Source organism: Nocardiopsis sp. NPDC057823, assembly GCF_042797335.1.
Lineage (GTDB): Bacteria > Actinomycetota > Actinomycetes > Streptosporangiales > Streptosporangiaceae > Nocardiopsis > Nocardiopsis changdeensis.
The window spans coordinates 105,739-127,360 of sequence record NZ_JBHVLR010000005.1; the positions used below are offsets into that span (position 1 = coordinate 105,739).

17 protein-coding genes are annotated in these 21,622 nt (G+C 72.2%); 10 read left to right on the plus strand and 7 right to left on the minus strand.

From position 1 onward, the window contains the following. Positions 1–104: 104 nt before the first annotated feature. Positions 105–2,627 carry a DUF6049 family protein gene (locus ACFVNO_RS11030; RefSeq protein ID WP_378892003.1) on the minus strand — a complete coding sequence of 841 codons (2,523 nt, stop codon included), beginning with the start codon at positions 2,625–2,627 and terminating at the stop codon, positions 105–107. 367 nt (positions 2,628–2,994) lie between these two features. On the opposite strand from ACFVNO_RS11030, the gene ACFVNO_RS11035 reads away from it, so the two are divergent. Then, positions 2,995–4,479 carry a CCA tRNA nucleotidyltransferase gene (locus tag ACFVNO_RS11035; RefSeq protein ID WP_378891564.1) on the plus strand — a complete coding sequence of 495 codons (1,485 nt, stop codon included), beginning with the start codon at positions 2,995–2,997 and terminating at the stop codon, positions 4,477–4,479. 18 nt (positions 4,480–4,497) lie between these two features. Here the strand turns inward: ACFVNO_RS11035 and ACFVNO_RS11040 are convergent, their stop codons facing one another. Next, positions 4,498–5,223, minus strand: coding sequence for a class I SAM-dependent methyltransferase (locus ACFVNO_RS11040; protein WP_355260555.1), 726 nt, complete (start codon positions 5,221–5,223; stop codon positions 4,498–4,500). Between the two features lie 151 nt (positions 5,224–5,374). Continuing rightward, positions 5,375–5,824 carry a rhodanese-like domain-containing protein gene (locus ACFVNO_RS11045; RefSeq protein ID WP_378891568.1) on the minus strand — a complete coding sequence of 150 codons (450 nt, stop codon included), beginning with the start codon at positions 5,822–5,824 and terminating at the stop codon, positions 5,375–5,377. Between the two features lie 93 nt (positions 5,825–5,917). Between ACFVNO_RS11045 and ACFVNO_RS11050 the strand changes: the two genes are divergently transcribed. Further along, entirely contained in the window at positions 5,918–6,409 is a 492-nt protein-coding gene (locus ACFVNO_RS11050) for an Lrp/AsnC family transcriptional regulator (RefSeq protein WP_355260561.1), read from the plus strand. A gap of 10 nt (positions 6,410–6,419) precedes the next feature. Next, positions 6,420–6,974 (plus strand): GNAT family N-acetyltransferase, encoded by a 555-nt coding sequence (locus ACFVNO_RS11055; RefSeq protein WP_355260564.1) that lies wholly within the window; start codon positions 6,420–6,422, stop codon positions 6,972–6,974. Here ACFVNO_RS11055 and ACFVNO_RS11060 read toward each other — a convergent pair. Together ACFVNO_RS11060 and ACFVNO_RS11065 are read right to left on the minus strand one after the other, a co-directional pair. After that, a complete protein-coding gene (locus tag ACFVNO_RS11060; protein WP_355260567.1) occupies positions 6,971–8,257 on the minus strand; it encodes an MFS transporter in 1,287 nt (428 codons plus the stop codon). The genes ACFVNO_RS11055 and ACFVNO_RS11060 overlap by 4 nt on opposite strands. A 58-nt stretch (positions 8,258–8,315) precedes the next feature. After that, positions 8,316–9,386, minus strand: coding sequence for an inositol-3-phosphate synthase (locus ACFVNO_RS11065; RefSeq protein WP_355260570.1), 1,071 nt, complete (start codon positions 9,384–9,386; stop codon positions 8,316–8,318). A 1,523-nt stretch (positions 9,387–10,909) separates the two neighbouring features. Here ACFVNO_RS11065 and ACFVNO_RS11070 point away from each other — a divergent pair. The 6 genes from ACFVNO_RS11070 to ACFVNO_RS11095 all read left to right on the plus strand — a co-directional run bounded on the left by ACFVNO_RS11070 (position 10,910) and on the right by ACFVNO_RS11095 (position 16,244). After that, entirely contained in the window at positions 10,910–13,150 is a 2,241-nt protein-coding gene (locus ACFVNO_RS11070; RefSeq protein WP_378892006.1) for a transglycosylase domain-containing protein, read from the plus strand. Between the two features lie 241 nt (positions 13,151–13,391). Beyond that, entirely contained in the window at positions 13,392–13,682 is a 291-nt protein-coding gene (gene rpsF, locus ACFVNO_RS11075) for a 30S ribosomal protein S6 (RefSeq protein ID WP_220563978.1), read from the plus strand. Positions 13,683–13,808: 126 nt separating this feature from the next. Next, on the plus strand, positions 13,809–14,402 hold the full coding sequence (locus tag ACFVNO_RS11080) for a single-stranded DNA-binding protein (protein WP_220563977.1): 594 nt from the start codon (positions 13,809–13,811) through the stop codon (positions 14,400–14,402). 134 nt (positions 14,403–14,536) lie between these two features. Then, complete coding sequence (gene rpsR / locus ACFVNO_RS11085) at positions 14,537–14,773, plus strand: 30S ribosomal protein S18 (RefSeq protein ID WP_073381321.1); 237 nt, start codon at positions 14,537–14,539, stop codon at positions 14,771–14,773. Positions 14,774–14,801: 28 nt separating this feature from the next. Next, entirely contained in the window at positions 14,802–15,248 is a 447-nt protein-coding gene (gene rplI, locus ACFVNO_RS11090; protein ID WP_355260577.1) for a 50S ribosomal protein L9, read from the plus strand. 180 nt (positions 15,249–15,428) lie between these two features. Further along, entirely contained in the window at positions 15,429–16,244 is an 816-nt protein-coding gene (locus ACFVNO_RS11095) for a peptidoglycan recognition family protein (protein ID WP_220563975.1), read from the plus strand. 51 nt (positions 16,245–16,295) lie between these two features. Here the strand turns inward: ACFVNO_RS11095 and ACFVNO_RS11100 are convergent, their stop codons facing one another. Further along, positions 16,296–17,645 (minus strand): MATE family efflux transporter, encoded by a 1,350-nt coding sequence (locus ACFVNO_RS11100; protein WP_378891577.1) that lies wholly within the window; start codon positions 17,643–17,645, stop codon positions 16,296–16,298. Positions 17,646–17,992: 347 nt separating this feature from the next. On the opposite strand from ACFVNO_RS11100, the gene dnaB reads away from it, so the two are divergent. After that, entirely contained in the window at positions 17,993–20,578 is a 2,586-nt protein-coding gene (gene dnaB, locus ACFVNO_RS11105; protein ID WP_378891580.1) for a replicative DNA helicase, read from the plus strand. 28 nt (positions 20,579–20,606) lie between these two features. On the opposite strand, the gene ACFVNO_RS11110 is transcribed toward dnaB, so the two are convergent. Then, complete coding sequence (locus ACFVNO_RS11110; protein ID WP_355260593.1) at positions 20,607–21,608, minus strand: NADP-dependent oxidoreductase; 1,002 nt, start codon at positions 21,606–21,608, stop codon at positions 20,607–20,609. Positions 21,609–21,622 lie beyond the last annotated feature (14 nt).

A 21,622-nucleotide genomic window follows, 5' to 3' on the forward strand; every position in this document is an offset into this window, starting at 1 on the left:
GTCGGGCCGTGTCCGTGCGCCCGGGGCGCGCCGACACGGCGATGTGCGGATGTGTCGACACGGCGCCTTGTCGGCAGGGCGCCGTGTCGACGGGGGAGCGGGGCTCACGCCCCTTCGCCGCGCGCGGACGGTGCGTCCCCGGCGGCCGTCGTGGTGTCGTCGGGCTCCCCGTCGTTCTGAGAGGGCGCTCCGGGACCGTCGGTTCCGGCGTCCCCCGGCCCGGCGGGCGTCCCGGGTCCCGCGGGCTTCTCGGGCCCTTCGGACGCGCCGGTCCCCTCGGACCGCCCGGTGTCCTCCGTGTCCTCGGCCTCCGCGGGGCCGCCCGCGGCCTCCTCCGCCGCGGCGGCCCGGCTCCGGCGGGCCACCCACTTGCGCAGGGCGCGCGGGGCCAGCGCGGCGACGAGGATCAGGGCGCCCACACCGCTGATCAGCAGCGCTTGGGTCCCCAGGCCGGTGGCGTTCACCGGCAGCTGGACGTCCTGGCTGTTGATCGGCTCGCCGGCGGAGTTGTGCAGGCTCGCGTGCACCACCGTGCGCCCGTTGATCCGGGCCGACAGCGGTACGTACACCGTCGTCTTGGCGCCGGGGTCGATCTCGAAGTGGGTGTTGTACTCGCCGATGCTCAACCGCTCGGCGTTCTCGGAGTACACCGAGAGGTGCACGTAGACGGCCTCGTCCTCCAGGTCGTTGGCGACGAGGATGCCGGTGATCCCGGTCCGGCTGGCCAGCGTGACGTCCTCGCCGGGGATGATGCGCACCGCTGACAGGCCGTCGTCGACCTCGTCCATGACCAGCCCGCGGGTGGCGCCCGCCAGGGCCTCCTCCTCGCGCCAGTACACGGACTCCAGGCGGATCAGGGCCGGGCGGAACGGGTCGGAGTCCTCCACCAGGACGCTGTTGAACATCCGCACGTCCCGGCTGACGTCCTCGACCAGGCCGAGGTAGGTGGAGCCGAGCTCGGCCTCGGCCGCGGAGTCCGGGTAGTCGAGCGGGGCGCGGGTGTCCTCCCGCTCGCCGGAGGCGGGCAGCTCGACGTCCTCCAGGCGCTCCGGGGACAGCCAGGGCAGGTCGTCGCTGGCGGCCAGCACGCCGTCGGCGAACTCGCGGGACGGGTCCCAGCCGGGCTCGGGGGAGGCGACCACGACGCGGTCGCCCCCGGCGTTCTCGCCCGCGATCATCGCGGTCTCGGCGGCGAACCGCTGGAGCGCCAGGGCGGTGCCGCCCGGGGTGTCGGTGGGCATGGACAGCACGTCGGTGATGCCCTCGTCGGCCACCAGGGCGAAGGGCTCCTCGTCGGAGTCCCCGCCCCCGGACAGCGGAGCCTGGGCGGTGGGGGTCGTCTGGAGCCAGCTCTGAGGGGGCATCGCGTCCTCCGACAGGAGGAAGCGGGTGGCGCCCTGCTCGGCGAGCAGCTCGCGCACGGGGCCGTCCATCAGGCCTCCGGCGGGCAGGGCGAAGCGCTCGTCCGCGGACAGCCCCAGCGCCGTCTCCACCGCCTCGCGGCCGATCCCGACCGACGCCTCGGCGTCGCCGTCCATCTCGTTGCGGAGCAGCGCGGCCAGGTCGGGGGAGGCGTAGGGGGTGGCCACCACGGTGTCCAGGGCCAGCGCCGCGCGGGCCTCGCGCAGCCACACCTGCGCGGCCACGTTCGCCTGGGCGGTCTCCCGCGCGGGCCCGGACTCGGCGGGCACCGCCAGCGGGTCGGTGACGACCTCGTGCTCCTCGGCGGCCAGGCGCAGGATGTCGTCGAGGGTGCCGGGGTCGACGGCCCAGGTGACGGGGACCCCCTCGGTGCGGGTCGGGGCCGGCTCCTCGGCCTCGGCCTCCTCCGGCTCCTCCTCGTTCTCGCCCGTCCCGGCGTCGTCCTCCTCCGAGGCGGAGGCCTCGGGCACGGTCTCGGCGGTCTCCTCGGCGGTCGCCTCCGGCGGGGTCTCCGGGGTCGGGGTGTCGGGGTCCAGGCCGAGCAGCTCGACGAGGTCCTCGTCGCCCGGCTCGAAGGACAGGGGGGCCTGGGCTCCGGCCGCCAGCAGCCGGCCCAGCCGGCCGTTCTCGGTGACGGTCGCCGCCAGCCCGTCGCCGAGGAAGGTGTCGTCGTCCGCCCGCTGGGGCGGGGCCATCAGCGGCCACACCCAGGCGATGTCGACGGAGGGGACGTCCTCCCCGTCGCCGACGTAGGGGAGGAAGGTGTACTGGGTGCCGATCACGGTGCCGTCGCCGTCGACCGCCTCGATCACCAGCGGGTAGACGCCGTACGAGCCCAGGTTCAGGTCCTCCGCCGGCACGCTCAGCGTGTAGGTCTGGCTGGTGCCGGGCGGCAGCTCCGCGGTGATCTCGTCGTCGGGCCCGGGCGCGTCGGGCCGCCAGTCGCCGTCGGGGCCGAACGCGTCCATGGCCGCGCGGTCCGCGAACGGGTGGCTCGAGTAGCGCATGCGGACGGTGACGTCGTGCAGGCTGTCCGACGTGGTGTTGACCACCTCGCCCGAGACGCGGAGGGTGGCGTCCTCGTCGAGGGCGTCCGGCGTGATCCGCTCGACGACGAGCGGCTCGGTGTCATCGGCCGGTTCGGCCGGGGCCGAGGCCTGCGCGGACATGGCCGGGAACGGAAGCAGCGCGGTGGCCAGGGCCATGACCACCGGCACGGAGGTGATTCGACGCAACGCTTGACCGGTTTCCTGATTCGGGTCCAGGTGGCCGTTCCGCCGGGGATCGACAAGGGGCGGGAACGGTCGGGGTGCCCGCACGGCGCGCACGGCGTTCGCGGGTCGGGCGGGCGCGGAGAAGGCAAGGGCGTCCCACCACTGCACCTGAAGATACCGTCTCCCTCACACCCCGGCTCTGGCGAGGACCTCCGCGCGACGTGTCGCGGCGGGGACGACACCCGCCGAACGGGCGCGTACACCGCGTTCGGCGGCCGTTCCGCACCCCGCGCGGCCTCCCCCGGTACGCCCGCAAACGATTCGCGGTTTGCCCGCGGGGCCGCCTAACCTGCGTTGTGTGCCGAACACAGAGTCTTCGAGTGAGAACGACGCCATGCCGACCGCGGCGGGTGCGCCGACCCCTGCGCAGCTGTCCGCCATAGCCGCGCTGGTCGAGTCGGCCCGACCCGTCTCCGACGAACTCGGCGGGCGGTTCGCCGAGCACGGGCGGGAGCTGGCCCTGGTCGGCGGCCCGGTCCGGGACGCGCTCCTCGGCAGACCCTCCCACGACATCGACCTCACCACCGACGCGGTGCCCCAGCGGGTGCTGGAGCTGGTCGACGGCTGGGCCGACTCCGTGTGGACCGTCGGCATCGACTTCGGCACCGTCGGCGTGCGCAAGAAGAACCTCCAGCTGGAGATCACCACCTACCGCAGCGAGTCGTACTCCCCCAAGTCCCGCAAGCCCGACGTGGCCTACGGCACGGACATCGAGGGCGACCTGCTGCGCCGCGACTTCACGGTCAACGCCATGGCGGTGCGCCTGCCCGCCGGGGAGTTCGTCGACCCCTTCGGCGGCCTCGCCGACCTGCGGGCCGGGGTGCTGCGCACCCCGGGCAAGCCGGAGGACTCCTTCAGCGACGACCCGCTGCGCATCATGCGCGCGGTGCGGTTCGCCGCCCAGCTCGGCTTCGACCTCGCCCCGGAGGTCGCCGACGCGGCCCGGGACATGGCCGAGCGGCTGACCATCGTCTCCGCCGAGCGCGTCCGCGACGAGCTGACCAAGCTGATGCTCAGCCCGGACCCGCGCCGGGGCCTGGGGCTGATGGTCGACCTGGGCATCGCGCCCCACGTGCTGCCCGAGCTGCCCAAGCTGCGGCTGGAGATCGACGAGCACCACCGGCACAAGGACGTCTACGAGCACTCGCTCACCGTGCTGGACCAGGCCATCGAGCTGGAGCACGCCCGCGGGCACGAGCCCGACCTGGTGCTGCGCCTGGCGGCGCTGCTGCACGACATCGGCAAGCCCAAGACACGGGCCTTCGAGGGGGCCGGCCGGGTGACCTTCCACCACCACGAGGTGGTGGGGGCGTCCATGAGCCGCAAGCGCCTCACCGCGCTGCGCTTCCCCAAGGACGTCGTGTCCGACGTGTCGTCCCTGGTCGCCCTGCACCTGCGCTTCCACGGGTACGGCAAGGGCGAGTGGACCGACTCCGCGGTGCGCCGCTACGCCCGCGACGCCGGGCCGCTGCTGGAGCGGCTGCACATCCTCACCCGGGCCGACTGCACCACCCGCAACCGGCGCAAGGCGGCGGCGCTGGCCCGCTCCTACGACGACATCGAGCGGCGCATCGCCGCCCTCGCCGAACAGGAGGAGCTGGACCGCATCCGGCCCGACCTGGACGGCAACGAGATCCAGGAGATCCTCGGCCTCAAGCCGGGGCCGGAGATCGGCAAGGCCTACCGCTACCTCCTGGAACTGCGCCTGGAGAACGGCCCGATGGAGAAGGAGGCCGCGACCGAGGCGCTGCGCGCCTGGGCCGCCGAGCACCTGTCGTCCTGAGGGCGCCCGGCGCCGGGGTCAGCGGCCGGGTTTGACCGCGGTGACGGCCATGGCCATCCCGAACACGCGCAGCGGCGTTCCCTCCAGGCCGTCCGAGACGGACTGGAGGGGGCGCGGGCGGCGGTCGAAGGGCGGCATCAGGTAGTCGATCGCCCGCACCCGCAGGCCGGCGCCGCGCAGCAGCCGCCCCATCTCCTGGGTGGTGAACGCGCGCGCGTCGGACATCCGCTCGTGCAGCGGGCGCACCCAGGGCAGGAACGGCGCGGTCAGCGCCGACCGGCGGTGCCCGCCCCACAGCACCCCGTGGGTCTCGAAGGGGAACCACCGGTTGGGGGTGGTGAGCGAGAACGCCCCGCCCGGCTTGAGGACCCGGTGGATCTCCGCCAGCGCCCCCTCCAGGTCCTCGACGTGCTCGACCACCTCGAACGCGGTGACGCGGTCGAAGGTGTTGGGGTCGAACGCCAGCGAGTCCGCCGACATCTTGTGGACGCCGATCCGGTCCTCCAGCGGGCTCCCGGCGATCCGCTCGGCGAACATGTCCAGCCGCTGCGGCTCCAGGTCGATCGCGTCGACCCGGACGTACCCCTCGGCCAGCTCGACGGTGTAGGTCCCGTCACCGCAGCCGACGTCGAGCAGCCGGTCCCCGCGGACGGGCAGGTGCCGCGAGACGGCCCCGATCCGCTTGGCCACTCCGCGCCGGCCGAAGGCGCTGGAGGGGGCTCCGATCCCCAGAGCACCGTTCATGGCACACCATCTCTCCGTGACTAGACATCCTTGGCCCGGACACTACAGCAAGTAGTGAGATGGTCACTGATCGATCAGTCTCTGTGGGGACATGTCGACACGCCTCCCGCTCGGAGCCCCGCGGTGCCGCGTACCGGCGGCGGGTCGCGGGTCAGCAGGCGCAGACGGGGGAGTGGACCGGGGCGGTGAGCGGGTCGACCGGGGAGCGCTCGACACCGGACGCGGTCTCGACCTCGAACCCCTCGCGGATCCAGTACTCGATGCCGCCCACCATCTCCTTGACCCGGCGGCCCAGGCGGGCGAACTCCAGCGCGCCCTTGGCGGCGCCGTCGCAGCCCGGCCCCCAGCAGTACACGACCACCGGCAGGTCCGGGTCGACCAGCGCCGCGGCCCGCTCGGCGATCTCCGTGCGGGGCAGGTGCACCGCCCCCGGGACGTGCCCCTGGTCCCAGGCGACGCGGGCGCGGGTGTCGACGAGGGTGAAGCCGGGCTCGCCCGAGGCCAGTGCCGCCCGCACGTCGGACACGTCGGTGTACAGGCCCAGGCGGGCGGAGAAGTGGGCCACGGCCGACTCGGGGTCGGCGAAGCGTGAAGTCGTCATGTCGACAAGGCTAGATCCGGGCGCCCCGCCCGGACAGGCGCGATCCACGGCCCCTCCTTGTCCTCACCGTGGATCGCACGGTATATCCCTCCCATGACCGACGTATCACTGGACGAGACCGACCTGCGCCTGCTCGCCGCCCTCCAGGCCGACGGCCGGGCCGGGTACGCCGAGCTGGCCCGGGCGGTGTCCATGTCCGCCAGCGCCGTCGCCGAGCGGGTGCGCCGGCTGGAGGCCGCCGGGGTGGTCTCCGGCTACTCCGCGGTCGTCGACCCCGAGCGGCTGGGGTTCGCCGTGACCGCCTTCATCCGGCTGGCCTACCCCAACGGCAACTACCGGCCCTTCCACGACCTGCTGGCCACCACCCCCGAGATCCTGGAGGCCCACCACATCACCGGGGAGGACTGCTTCCTGCTCAAGACCGTGGCCCGGTCGATGCGCCACCTGGAGGAGGTCGTCGCCCGCGTCGCGGTGATGGGGTCCGTCACCACCAACGTCGTCTACTCCAGCCCGCTCAGGGGCCGGCCGGCCACGGACGCCCTGGGGGTGACGCCCGTCATTGCGGGGGCGGAGGACCGGGCCTGACACTGGCCCGATGAGCCTGACCACCTGGTACCTGGAGACGACCGACCCCGGCGGGCTGCGCCCCGCGCGGGACCCCGGCGGCGACGTACGGTTCGACCGGGTCGGGATCCCCAGCCCCGCGTTCAACCGCTTCCTGTACGAGCGGGTCGGCGGCGACTGGCAGTGGACCGACCGCCTGCCCTGGACCGACCGGCAGTGGCGGGACTGGGTGGACCGCCCCGGCCTGGAGACCTGGGTGCTCTACCTCGACGGCGCCCCCGCCGGGTACACGGAGCTGGAGGCCCAGCCCGACGGCGCGGTCGAGGTCGTGTACTTCGGCCTGCTGCCCGGGTTCCTCGGCCGCGGCCTGGGCGGCCACATGCTCACGCTCACCCTGCGCCGCGCCTGGGACCTGGCCGACCGGCTGCCCGGCCGCGAGCCCACCCGCCGGGTGTGGCTGCACACCTGCTCCCTGGACGGCGAGCACGCGCTCGCCAACTACCGCTCCCGAGGCCTGTCCGTCTACAGGACGACACGGGAACAGGTCGACACGTCGACCAAGGGACGCCACCCCGTGACCCCTTAGGAGGCGGGGGCGGGGGAGGCGGCTCGGCGCTCCCGGAGCACCCAGGCCAGACCGGCGGCCAGGTAGACGGCGACCATGCCGACAACCACCGCGGTCCCCAGGCCCGAGGGCGGCACCAGTGCGGCGGCCAGCCCCGCGCCCAGCACGAACGTCGCGTTGAAAAGCACGTCGTACACGGAGAACACGCGCCCGCGGAAGGCGTCGTCGACATATCGCTGTACCTGCGTGTCGACGGTGACCTTCACGCCCTGGGACACGAACCCCAGCACGAACGCCGCCACCGGGAACAGCGCGGACGAGAACGGCAGCGCGAACACCGCCAGCACCACCGCCGCCACCAGCAGCTGGAGCCCGATCCACGCCCCCGGCGACATCCGCTCCGTCGCCCACGGCGTGGCCACCGCGCCCAGGAAGAACCCGACCGCCAGCACCCCGGCGGACACCGAGAACCCGGCCAGGCCCGCCACCCCGCCGCCGGTGAACGTGTTGTTGTACAGCAGCAGCGTCATCAGCGAGGAGATCCCGAACAGCACCCGGTGCAGGCCGATGGTGCCCAGCGCGTCCCGGGCGGGCGGCCGCGACCAGATGTGCCGCACCCCGGCGACCATCCCGCGCACCACGCTCCCCACCGCGGCGCGCACCTCCTCGGGCTCGCGCTCCAAATGCGGTCCCAGCTCCCGGCGGCCCAGGGAGAGGGAGACCAGCCCGGCGGCGGCGAACCCCGCCGCGGCCGCCACCAGGATCGCGGCGGCCCCGGCCGAGCCGGTGCCGCCCAGCACCCCCAGGCCCAGCCCGACCCCGGTGCCCAGCGAACTGGCCACGGTCCCGCAGGTGGGGGTGACGGCGTTGGCCATCATGAGCTGCTCGCGCGGCACCACGTACGGCAGGCCCGCGGACAGCCCGGACAGGAAGAAGCGGTTGACGCTCAGCACCAGCAGCGCCGCGACGAAGAAGGCCGGGCTCTCGCCCCCGGCCACGACCACCGCGCTGACCACCGCCAGCGCGGCCTTGGCCAGGGCGGACAGCAGCAGGACCTGGCGCCTGGGCCACCGGTCGATGAGCACCCCGGCGAACGGCGCCACCACCGAGAACGGCAGGAGCAGCACCGCGAAGGCCGCCGCCACGGCGGCCGCCCCCGTGTGCTGCTCGGGGTTGAAGAAGACGAAGCCGGCCAGGCCCGCCTGGTAGACCCCGTCGGAGAACTGCGAGACCAGTCGCGTGCCGAAGAGCCGTCGGAACCGGGAGCCCCGCAGCACGGTGCGCAGATCGCCGAAGAAGGACACGCCACCAGGGTAGGGCGTGCCCGGGGCCGGGCCGGCCCCGGGCGGACCCCGGCCGGGGCTACTCGCCCGCGATGAAGCGCTCGACCGCGTCGTGCGCCTCGGAGTCGCTGTACTGCACGGGAGGCGACTTCATGAAGTAGGAGGAGGGGGCGTCGATCGGGCCGCCGATGCCGCGGTCCTTGGCGATCTTGGCCGCGCGCACCGCGTCGATGATGATCCCGGCGGAGTTGGGGGAGTCCCAGACCTCCAGCTTGTACTCCAGGTTCAGCGGCACGTCGCCGAAGGCGCGGCCCTCCAGGCGCACGTACGCCCACTTGCGGTCGTCCAGCCACGGCACGTGGTCCGAGGGGCCGATGTGCACGGCGCCCGCGTTGAGCTCGTGCGGGATCTGGGAGGTGACCGACTGGGTCTTGGAGATCTTCTTGGACTCCAGGCGCTCGCGCTCGAGCATGTTCTTGAAGTCCATGTTGCCGCCGAAGTTCAGCTGGTAGGTGCGGTCGACGATGACGCCGCGGTCCTCGAACAGCTTGGACAGCACCCGGTGGGTGATGGTGGCACCCACCTGCGACTTGATGTCGTCGCCGATGATCGGCACCCCGGCCTCGGTGAACTTGGCCGCCCACTCGGGGTCGGAGGCGATGAACACGGGCAGGGCGTTGACGAAGGCCACGCCGGCGTCGATCGCGCACTGGGCGTAGAACTTGTCGGCCTCCTCCGACCCCACGGGGAGGTAGGAGACGAGGACGTCGGCCTTGCTGTGCTTGAGGGCGGCGACGACGTCCACGGCGTCCTCGGGGGACTCCTGGATCATCTCGCGGTAGTACTTGCCCAGCCCGTCGTAGGTGGGTCCGCGCATGACGGTGACGCCGGTGGGCGGCACGTCGCAGATCTTGACCGTGTTGTTCTCGCTGGCGACGATGGCGTCGGCCAGGTCGTGGCCGACCTTCTTGGCGTCCACGTCGAAGGCGGCGACGAACTCGATGTCGCGCACGTGGTACGGGCCGAACTGGACGTGCATCAGGCCAGGTACCCGAGAGCCGGGGTCGGCGTCCTTGTAGTAGTGCACGCCCTGGACGAGCGACGCCGCGCAATTGCCGACGCCCACGACGGCTACACGTACCGAACCCATTGGTCCTTGCTCCTTCTTGCTCGCGAACATGGATGCCACGGCGCACGACGGCACCCCCGTTTCCGTGGCCGGCGGGGGTGGCGGCGTTCCGCGTTCGTTCTCCGTAAGTGCTCAGCGGCTCGCACGGTGTTTCTGTTCCCGCCCGGACGCCGGACGGGCGATGGAACGTGTGGCTCCGACTGTTTTGTTCGTGTATGACTCTATCTTCGGTCATCTGGAGAACCGCATGTCACCCAAGGTGACACGGTCGTTCCGGATTCGCCCGTGACCCTCCGTGCCGTCGGCCGCACCCGCGCACCGCGCGCGAAATGTCACACATCCGCCCTGCCTGCGCCGTCGCCCCCCGCCCCTGCGCGCAGAAAGGCCACCGGTGTTCGGTTTCCGCGCGTTGAGCAGTCACGACGGAGGGCGATCCACCGCCGGTGACGGAGTGTTCTGTCGCACGGGGTACCCTCGCGCGTGGGTTGTGCTATACCGTCCCATCGCTTTAACGTGACCTGTGATTTGCGCGTGAAAGCCGGTAGAGCCCCCGACCCGGCCAGGGACGGGCGTCCACGCCGGTCGCCTCCGAAGGGACCGGAGTCCCTACGGGCCAACGACCAGGAGGATGCAGCGGCCAACGTCTTCGCGACCTGTTGAAAACCTTCGCCCCCGGCGGGGCGTCCCTTTATCAAGCCTTGAAGCACAGGCGACAGTGGCGGGGCCGGACCACCGGCCCGACCCCGCGCCGGTCACCGCGGAACAGGTCGCGGACCACCGATCCCCCAGGGGGACCGCCCCCCGTTCCACCAAGGAATCGTCAGGCCGACCGGCCGTGAAAGGCAATCGAGGACCACGTGAGTACCGAACGACGACGGGATGCCGGCGGCGGCCGTCGCCGGGCCGAGGGCCCGGCGAGCGGCGCCGGGGGCAACGGCGGGAGGCGGAGGGCCGACGGCCCGCCGCCCAGGGAACAACGTGCCGGAGGGCGCCGATCCCCGGAAGCGGACAACGGTTTCTGGGGGGAGGAGGAGCGCCCCCGGCGCCGCCCCCCGGCCGATGACATGGGATCCGAAGGCCGCGGCGGCCGCCGGAGGGCCGAGGGCGAGCGCCCGCGGCGCCCCGAGGGCGGACAGCGCCGCAGGCCCCCGGAGGACGACCCGCGCGGCCGCGAGGGCGGCCGGCGCGGCGCTCCGGAGGGGCAGCGACGGCGCCCGCCCGCCGACGGCGAGCGCCCCCGCCGCCGTCCCGAGGACGCCGAGCACGGCGCCCGGGCCGAGGGCCAGCGGCGGCGCCGTCCGCCCGAGGACGCGTCCCGCCCCGGCGGCCGGCGCCGTCCCGACGGCCCGCGCGACCCGCGCGAGCGCGAGCACGGCGCCCGCTCCGAGGGCGGCCGCCGCCGTGCGGCCGCCGGCGGTGGCGGACGCGGCGGATCCGGCGGAGGACGCCGGCGCCGCGGCGGCGAGGACGAGCCGGACGACCGCCCCTGGTGGAAGCGGTTCTTCGCCAAGGCGTGGAAGCCCGCGCTGGCCGCGTTCGGCCTGATGGTCATCAGCGGCGTGGCGGTCTTCGCGTTCCTGTACGCGCAGGCCCCCGACAAGGACGACCTCGACGCCAAGGAGGACGCCGGCTACTCGGCCACCCAGATCTTCTGGTCGACCGGCGAGGTCGCGGTCACCACGGGCGAGGTCCGCCGCATCGAGGTCCAGTACGAGGACATCCCGCCGCACGTCATCGACGGCATCATCGCCGCCGAGCAGCACACGTTCTTCGAGGACCCCGGCATCAGCATCACGGGTATCGGCCGCGCCCTGTTCTACCGGGGCGAGGCCGGCGGCGGTTCCACCATCACCCAGCAGATGGCCCGCAACTACTACAGCGACCTCGAAGGTCTCGGCACGATCGAGCGCAAGATCCGCGAGATCTTCATCTCCATCAAGCTGGGCCAGCAGATGTCCAAGGAGGACATCCTCGAGCGCTACGTCAACACGATCTACTTCGGCCGCCAGGCCATGGGGATCGAGATGGCGGCCCGCCAGTACTTCGACAAGAGTGTGACGGAGCTCGACCCGGCCGAGGGCGCCTACCTGGGGATCATCATCCAGATGCCGTCCAACTTCGAGAACTCCGAGCTGGGGCCCTGGACCGAGACGTACCTCAACGAGGAGCGCTGGCCCTACATTCAGGACCAACTGGTGGCCATCCATGAGGAGAACCCCGACCGCGGCCTGACCAGGAGTCAGGCCGACGCCCTGGAGATCCCCACGACGACCCAGTGGGGCCCCACCGCCGAAGGCGAGGAGGAAGAGGCCGAGGAGGAAGAGGTCGAGGAGGAGTTCGACCCCAAGCCCGGCTACGTCCGCGACGCCGTCGTCACCGAGCTCGTCGAGCGCTACAACCTCACCGCCGACGAGGTCGCCACCAAGGGCTACAAGGTCGAGACCTCCCTCAACCCCGAGCTCATGGAGGCGGCCTACACCGCGTTCGACACCCTGCCCGGACACCCGGAGGACACCCGCAAGGGCCTGACCGCGATCAACCCCGCCACCGGCGAGATCGTCGCCTTCCGCGGCGGCGAGGACGTGGGCGTCCAGCTCAACCAGTCCCTGGTGGAGCGCACCCAGGCGGGTTCGTCGTACAAGCCCTACGTGCTCGCCACGGCGCTCAGCCAGAACATCAGCCTCCGCACGCTGATGAACGGCGACTCGCCGCAGGAGTTCGAAGGGCTGGCCAGCCCGGTCCAGAACGCCGACCTGCAGGACCACGGTGCGGTCGACCTCGTCGAGTCCACCGCGCACTCCTACAACACCCCGTACGTGCAGCTCGCCGTCGAGGTGACGCCGGCCGCCGTGGACCAGATGGCCGTCGCCGCCGGTGTGGACGAGGAGCAGACCACGACCTCCACCCAGGGGCCGCTGATCGCGCTGGGCACCCACCAGGTCAGCGCCCTGGACCAGGCCAGCGGTTACGCGACCTTCGCCGCGGACGGGGTGCACCGGCCGGCGCACATGGTCACCAAGGTGACCACCAGCGACGGTACCGAGATCCCGCCCAACGATGCGGACCTGATCGAGACCGGGACCCGGGCCATGTCCGCCGAGGTCGCGGCCGACGTCACCTTCGCCCTGACCGAGGTCGTCACCAACGGCGGTGGCACCAACGCCGCGCTGCCCGACGGCCGCCCGGTCGCGGGCAAGACCGGTACCTCCTCGGGCGCCATCTCGGCCTGGTTCGTCGGCTACGTGCCCCAGCTGTCGGTGGCGGTCGGTCTCAGCCGGGCGGACGCCAATACGGGACTGGAGTTCGAGGGCATCTCCAACAGCGAGGTCTTCGGTGGCAGCACCTCGGCCACCGTGTGGCGCGAGTTCATGGTCCAGGCCGTGGACATCATGGAGCTGGAGCCGCAGAACTTCCCGCCGGCCGCGAACGTGGGCACGGACCAGAACTTCGCGCCCACGCCCAGCCCGGACCCCTCGCCCTCGGAGGAGCCCAGCGAGGAGCCCAGCGAGGAGCCGAGCGAGGAGCCCAGCGACGTCCCGTGCGACCCGAACAACATCGATCCGAACAACCCCAACTGCGAGGGCTTCGAGACGCCTCCCGACTGCACCTTCCCCTGGGACTGTGACGACGAGACGGGCGAACCGACTCCGCCGGACGACTGCGCGAGCCGTCCGATCACCGACCCCTGCCACACGGAGGGGGAAGAGGACAACGGCGGCTGGCGTCCCGGACAGGGCCAGGACAACAACGGCCGGGTGACCATCCTGGGCACCCGCGACGACTGACCCTTCCGGGGACCCGGAGGTGGGGGGCCGGTGCGCATCGCGCACCGGCCCCTCCGCGCGTCCGGCGGGGTCCGCGGCCGGGGGAGCGGCCGCCGATTCCGGTCCCGTGCTGCTGGTAGCCTTGGTTCCCGTATGGCTCTGAGCCCGCGCCCCCGCCGCCACGAGCGGGACACCGCGGGCTCCTGCCCTCCTGCCATGGAGATTCCATGGCCGCGACAGTCCAGAGGAGGAACGTACGCCGATGCGTCGTTACGAAATCATGGTCATCCTCGACCCCAACCTCGACGAGCGCACCGTCGCCCCGTCGCTGGAGAACTTCCTGTCCGTCGTGCGCAACGACGGCGGCTCGGTCGAGAAGGTCGACATCTGGGGCAAGCGTCGGCTCGCCTACGACATCGAGAAGAACCCCGAGGGCATCTACGCCGTGATCGACCTGACGGCCACGCCCGCCACGGTCAAGGAGCTCGACCGCCAGCTCGGCATCGCCGAGGCCGTGCTCCGCACCAAGGTCATCCGGCCCGAGGTCCACTAGCGGCCCCCCGGCCGCGGCCCCCTTCCCCGGATCGCCCGATTCCGCTGATTTCTGTCGGTGGAAGGACGGATGATCAGGGGAGCAGGCGAAACCGCCTGACCCGATCTACCCCGAACCGGAGCCCTCATGGCAGGCGAAACCCAGATCACGCTCGTCGGCAACCTGGTCGACGATCCTGAGATGCGCTTCACGGCGAGTGGAGCCGCTGTCGCCAACTTCCGCGTGGCCTCGACGCCGCGCACCTTCGACCGCGCGTCGGGGGAGTGGAAGGACGGCGAGTCCATGTTCCTCACCTGCACCGTGTGGCGGCAGTACGCGGAGAACGTCGCGGAGAGCCTCCAGCGCGGTATGCGCGTGATCGTCCAGGGGCGCCTCAAGCAGCGCTCCTACGACACCCAGCAGGGTGAGAAGCGCACCGTCTTCGAGGTCGACGTCGACGAGGTCGGCCCGGCCCTGCGCAGCGCCACCGCCAAGGTGACCAAGACGCAGCGCCAGGGCGGCGGGGGCGGCGGCTTCGGCGGGGGCGGCGGCGGTGGTTTCGGTGGCGGCCAGCCCCAGCAGGGTGGCGGCGGCTACGGGAACCAGGGCGGCGGCTTCGGCGGCGGCCAGCAGGGCAACCGCGGCGGCGGCCCCGCCAACGACGACCCGTGGGCCAACAACGGCGGCGGTGGCGGAGGCGGCGGCTTCGGCGGCGGTTTCTCCGACGACCCGCCGTTCTAGCCGAGCGTCCGCGCCGCGGCCCCGTGCCGTAGGCGCGACACCCCGACCCGGCGCCCCAGGGCGCCGAGTCACTGTTCACATGTCCTCAGACCATCCCCGGGAGGAACCCGGGGCTCTTGCGAAGGAGCACCACGATGGCGAAGCCGGCAGCGCGCAAGCCCAAGAAGAAGGTTTGCTTTTTCTGCCAGGAGAAGCAGTCCTACATCGACTACAAGGACACCACGCTTCTCCGCAAGTTCATCTCCGAGCGCGGCAAGATCCGCGCCCGCCGCGTGACGGGTAACTGCACCCAGCACCAGCGCGACGTCGCCACCGCGATCAAGAACGCGCGCGAGGTCGCCCTGCTGCCCTACACCAGCACCGCTCGCTAGCGGGGATTCTCCGAGGGAGGTTTTTGTCGTGAAGCTGATCCTGACCCACGAGGTCAACGGTCTCGGAGCCCCCGGCGATGTCGTCGAGGTGAAGAACGGCTACGGCCGCAACTACCTGCTTCCCCGCGGGTTCGCCATCCGGTGGACGCGCGGCGGCCAGAAGCAGATCGACCTGATCCAGCGCGCCCGCGCCGCGCGCGACATCCGGACCCTGGACGAGGCCAAGCAGGTCGCCGGCCAGGTCAACGCGCTCACCGTGCGCCTCAAGCAGCGCGCCGGCGAGGGTGGCCGCCTCTTCGGCTCGGTCACCCCGGCGGACATCGCCGAGGCCGTCCAGGCCTCCGGCGGCCCGCAGCTGGACAAGCGCCGCATCGAGGTCAAGACCCCGATCAAGTCGGCCGGCGCCCACAAGGTCCAGGTCCGCCTGCACCCCGAGGTCGTCGCCACGATCAAGCTGGACGTCGTCGGCGTCTGAGCCGAGGCGTTCGCGCTCGTGCGAACCGGCCCCGCACCTCCTTCGAGGTGCGGGGCCGGTCCCGTTCGGGGGCAACACGCCGGTGGTCACCGAAAGCCACCCTTTGGCTACTCTTTGTAATCTATCGTGTTCTCTGTGTCGGTGTCGCGTGACGCCCAGGACAGAGAGGACGACGGGCCGATGAACGGACGACCGGAGCACCTACCCGACCGCAGGACGGTCCTGAGGGGCACCGCACTGGCCGCCGGGGGCGTGCTGCTCGGCGGGCTGGCCGGGCTCACCCCCGCCACGGGCGCGCTGGCCGCGGCCAGGCCCAAGGTGTACACCCGCACGGACTGGAAGGCCAGGGCCCCCAAGAACCGCATCGAGGTCCTGGGGAAGGGGCCGACCCACATCGTCGTGCACCACACCGCCACCGGGAACGTCTCCGACACCTCCACCGCCCACGCGGCCTCGCTGTCCCGCTCCATCCAGCGATACCACATGGACCACAACGGGTGGAGCGACACCGGGCAGCAGCTCACCATCAGCCGCGGCGGGCACATCATGGAGGGCCGCGACCGCACCCTCCAGGCCATCGGCGACGGCCACCACGTGATCGGCGCGCACACGGCCGACCACAACTCGCACACCATCGGCATCGAGAACGAGGGCACCTACAGCACGGCGACCCCGCCGGCCGCGCTCATGCGCTCCCTGGTGGACACCTGCGCCTGGCTGTGCCTGGTCTACCGGCTGGACCCGCAGGAGGCCATCGTCGGCCACCGCGACTACAACTCCACCAACTGCCCGGGGGACAAGCTCTACTCCATGCTCCCGGACCTGCGCAGGGACGTCGCCTCCCGGCTCCGGGAACAGCTCTCCCACCTGGGCCGGGTCACCGGGGTCGAGATCTCCTTGGAACAGCTGCCGACCTTCCCGGACACCCCGTCCTCGGAGCGGGTGGCCACCTTCTACCACGGTCCGGCGGTCGGCGAGCTCGACGTCTCCCTCTGACCCCGGCGCCCCGGGACTTCCGCCCCGCCGGAACTCCCGGGCAGGGCCGGGTCAGGGCCTGGACGCGCCGGTGACCAGCCAGGCCGTGCCCCGGGCCCGGTGCCCCAGGGCGACCGCACGGGCCAGGATCCAGATCCCGTAGGCGACCCACAGGGCCACGATCCCCCCGGTGGAAGACAGCCCGAGCGGCGGCACCACCAGGGCGAACGGCAGGAAGGCCAGCATCGTCCACAGGGAGGCCCAGGCCAGGTAGCGCTGGTCCCCGGCGCCCATCAGCACTCCGTCGAGCACCATGGTCACCCCGCTCAGCGGCTGCAGCAGGGCCACCACGACCAGGGACGCGGTGATGAGCACGCGCACCTGCGGGTCCGAGGTGAACGGGATCCACGCCCACGGCAGGACCAGCAGCACCAGCAGGGTGAAGGCCGTGCCCAGCATCACGCCCCACTCGACCATGCGGCGGGTGGCGTCCCGGGTCCCGCGGACGTCGCCCGCCCCCAGGTAGCGGCCGACGATCGCCTGCCCGGCGATCGCGATCGCGTCCATGGCGAACACCAGCAGCGCCCAGATGTTGTGCGAGACCTGGTGGGCGGCCACCGACGCGTCGCCGAGCCGGGCCGCCACCGCCACGGTCACCAGCGCCACCACGCGCATCGAGACGCTGCGCAGGAACAGCGCGAACCCGGCCGAGGCCGAGGCGCGCAGGCCCGCCGCCGACGGCGCGAGCGACACCCCCTCGCTCCGGGCGCGGCGCACCATCACCGCCACGTACCAGAACGCCCCGCCGCCCTGGGCGATCACCGTCGCCCACGCCGAACCGGCGATGCCCCAGTCCAGGACCAGCACGAACACCGCGCACAGCAGCGCGTTGCCCAGGAAGGACGCGACCGCGACGGCCAGCGGGGTGCGGGCGTCCTGGAGGCCGCGCAGCACACCGGTGCCCGCCATGACGATGAGCAGGAACGGCGTGCTCAGCAGGCTGACGCGCAGGTAGACCAGGGCGTAGGGGGCGACCTCGGGAGAGGCCCCCAGCAGGTCCACCATGGCGGGCCCGAGCGGCCAGCCGATCGCGATCGCCGCGGCGCCGAGCAGCACGGCGAGCCACAGGCCGTCGATCCCGTCCCGGATGCCCCCGGGCACGTCCCCCGCGCCGAACTTGCGGGCGACGGCCGCGGTGGTGCCGTAGGCGAGGAAGATGCAGACGGCCACCAGGGTGAGCAGCACCTGGCCGGCGATGCCCAGCCCGGCCAGGGCCGAGGTGCCCAGGGTGCCGACGATCGCGGAGTCGGTCAGCAGGAACAGGGGTTCGCTGACGAGGGCGAAGAACGTGGGGATCGCCAGGGCGAAGATCTCGCGGTCGTGGCGGTGCCGGAACGGGGCGGCGGAGAGCGGTCTGGGCATGACCGGTCCACGCTATCGGACAGGCGTTCCCCTGGGAGGGTGAAGTTGTCCACAGGTCTCGGGATGCCTGTGGATAACTTGTGGAAATCGGCTCTGTGAGACATCTTGCACACCCCGTATCGAAGCGTGTTTTCGCAGGTCAACACTGGTGACAGGGGTCGTGCGCAAAGTTATCCACAGGTTATGTGTACAACGGGTCGGTGAAACCCCTGCGGACTCGGGCGAACGGGTGCTATCGAGCCTGTGGACGGCTCCGCCCGCGGCCTCCCCGGCGCGTTCCATGAGGCATCCTGGAAGGGTCGGTCCCGACCCGGGGCCGGTGGAGCACGGCCCAGGGGAGATTGTTCGTGAGCGTCGCTGAGCAGCCACCCGAAGAAGGCGGATACGAGCGCACGCCACCCCACGACATCCAGGCCGAGCAGGGCGTCCTGGGCGGCATGCTCATCTCCAAGGACGCCATCACCCAGGTCGTGGAGATCATCCGCTCCGCGGACTTCTACCGGCCGGCGCACCAGATCATCTACGACGCCATCGTCGACCTGTTCTCCCGCGGCGAGCCGGTCGACATCGTCTCCGTCAACGCCGAGCTGACCAAGCGCGGCGAGTCCGCCCGCGTCGGCGGCGCGCTCTACCTGACCACCCTCACCAACGCCATCCCCACCGCGGCGAACGCCGGCTACTACGCCAAGATCGTCTCCGACCGCGCCGTGCTGCGCCGCCTGGTCGAGGTCGGCACCCGCATCGCGCAGATCGGCTACGCGGGCGACGGCGAGGTCGACGACCTCGTCGACCACGCCCAGGCCGAGATCTACAAGGTCGCCGAGAAGCGCACCGGCGAGGACTACGTCCCCCTCGCCGACATCATGCCCGGCGCCCTGGACGAGATCGAGGCCATCTCCTCCCACGACGGCACCCTCACCGGCGTCCCCACCGGGTTCGCCGACTTCGACGCCCTCACCAACGGCCTCCATCCCGGCCAGATGATCATCATCGCCGCCCGCCCCGCCGTCGGGAAGGCCCTGGCCCTGGACACCCCGCTGCCCACCCCCCAGGGGTGGACGACCATGGGCGCGGTCCGGGTGGGAGACGAACTGCTGGCCGCGGACGGGACACCCACCCGTGTGGTGGCGGCGACCGAGGTGATGACCGGGCGCCCCTGCTACGAGGTGGTGTTCGACGACGGGACCACCGTTGTCGCCGACGCCGAGCACCAGTGGCTCACCCACACCCGGGCATCGCGCCGCGCCGCCCGAGAGGCCGCCCGCTCGGGGGGCGCCCCGCGGGCCCTTCCCGAGGTGCGGACCACCCGGGAGATCGCCCGCACCCTGCGGCTGTCCACCGCCGACGCCCGCCTCAACCACTCGGTCGCCAACGCCGGACCACTGGAGCTGCCCGAGCGGGAACTGCCGCTCCCGCCCTACTTCCTCGGCGTCTGGCTGGGTGACGGGGCCACCGACGCCGCCCGGATCACGACCGCCGATCCGGAGGTCCTCATCAACATCGAGGCCGAGGGGCTGGTGACCAAGCCGGCGGGCCGTCTCGCCTACAGCGTCCGCCTCCCCCAGGAGGACCCCGAGGCGCGGGCCTGCGTGGTGTGCGGACAGGAATTCGTCCCCGCCCTTCCGCACGTGCGCAGTTGCGGGCGGTCCTGTGGCGGAAGGGCGAGGTTCGTCTCCGACCCGGTCCCGGAGTCCCCCTGCCCGGACTGCGGGAGCCCCATGAGCGGGCGCCTGCGCTGCCGCGAGTGCACCCGGCACCGCGGGAGCGTCCAGGCGCTTTTGAGGACCCTGGGGGTGCTCGGGAACAAGCACATCCCCATGGAGTACCTGCGGGCCTCGGTGGAGCAGCGGCGGGCGCTCTTGGCCGGGCTGCTGGACTCCGACGGCACGGTCAACGCCAGCGGGTCGATCCAGTTCGCGGTGACCGACGAACGGCTGGCGAACGACTTCCGCGAGCTGGCGCACGGGCTCGGGTACCGCACCGGTATGTCGACACGACGGGTCAAGGGGCGCACCGAGGCCTCCTCCACCTGCTACACGGTCACCTTCGGGTCCGAACGCGAGGTCTTCCGCCTCTCGCGCAAGCAGGAGGCGCACCGCACCCGCGGGGCCGGGCGCGGCTACGCGCGGATCGGCTCCAGGTTCGTCACGCAGGTACGTCCCATCGACAGCGTTCCGGTCCGTTGCGTCCAGGTGGACCATCCCGACCACCTGTTCCTGGCCACGAAGGCCATGGTGCCCACGCACAACTCCACCCTGGCTCTGGATTTCGCGCGGGCGGCGTCGATCAAGCACGACATGACCGCGGTCTTCTTCAGCCTGGAGATGGGGCGCAACGAGATCGTCATGCGCCTGCTCTCGGCGGAGGCGCGGGTGCCGCTGCACACCATGCGGTCGGGCCTGATGACCGACGACGACTGGGCGCGCCTGGCCCGGCGGATGGGCGAGGTGGCCAACGCGCCCCTGTTCATCGACGACTCGCCCAACATGTCGATGATGGAGATCCGGGCCAAGTGCCGGCGGCTCAAGCAGCAGCACGACCTCAAGCTGGTCATCGTCGACTACCTCCAGCTGATGAGCTCGCCCGGCCGGGTGGAGAGCCGCCAGCAGGAGGTCTCGGAGATGTCCCGGTCGCTCAAGCTGCTGGCCAAGGAGCTGGAGGTGCCCGTGGTGGCGCTCTCCCAGCTCAACCGAGGCCCCGAACAGCGCACCGACAAACGCCCACAAGTATCGGACCTTCGCGAATCGGGCAGCATCGAGCAGGACGCGGACATGGTGATCCTGCTGTACCGCGAGGACGTGCACGACAAGGAGTCTCCGCGCGCGGGCGAGGCGGACATCATCGTCGCCAAGCACCGCAACGGCCCCACCGCGGACGTCACCGTGGCCTTCCAGGGCCACTACAGCCGCTTCGTCGACATGGCGCCCGGATAGGCCCGGGACGCCCGCGGCGGGGCCGCGTTCACAGGCGGACCAGCATCTTGCCGGTGTTGGCGCCCTCCAGGACCCCGCGCAGGGCCTCCGGGGCCTTCTCCAGGCCGTCCAGGACGGTCTCGCGGGTGCGCAGGGTGCCGTCGAGCAGCCACGGCACCGCCTTGGCGTGGAACTCGGGGAACCGGTGCAGGTGGTTGCTCACCAGCATGCCGCGCAGGGTGACCTCCCGGGTGGCGGCCCGGTACAGGTTCGGCCCCGGGGCGGGTTCGGCGTCGTTGTAGTCGCCGACCGCGCCGATCAGCGCCACCCGGCCCCCCTGGTTCATCACCGACAGGGCGGCCTCCAGGTGGTCGCCGCCGACCGAGTCCAGGTAGACGTCGACCCCGTCGGGTGCGGCCTCGGCCAGGCGTGCGGCCAGGTCGCCGCCCCGGCGGTCGAAGGCGGCGTCGTAGCCGAACTCCTCCAGCAGCAGCCGGGTCTTGTCCGGGCCGCCCGCGGAGCCGACGATCCGGGCCGCGCCCAGGTCGCGGGCGATCCGCGCGGCCACGCTCCCCACGGCCCCCGCGGCCGCCGAGACGTACACGGTGTCCCCCGGGCGGACCGGGGCGGTGTCGGTGAGCGCGAGGTGGGCGGTGAGGCCGGTGGTCCCCAGGGGGCCGAGGTAGGCGGAGGCCGGGATCCGGGTGGCGTCCAGGACCGTGACCCCGGCGGCGTCGAGCAGCGAGTGCTCCCGCCAGCCCAGGAAGTGGGAGACGGTCGAGCCCACCGGGACCCCCTCGGCCCGGGAGGCGACGACCTCGCCGACCGCGCTCCCCTCCAGGGGGCGGCCGATCTCGAAGGGCGGGATGTAGGAGGGCGCGTCGTTCATCCGGCCGCGCATGTAGGGGTCGACGGACATCCAGGTGTTGCGGACCAGGACCTGGCCCGGGGCGGGCTCGGGGAGGTCGGTCTCCACCAGGGCGAAGTGCTCGGGGCCCGGCTCGGCGGTCGGGCGGGCGGCCAGGTGGATCTCGCGGGTGCGGACGGTCATGGGGTGCCTCGTTC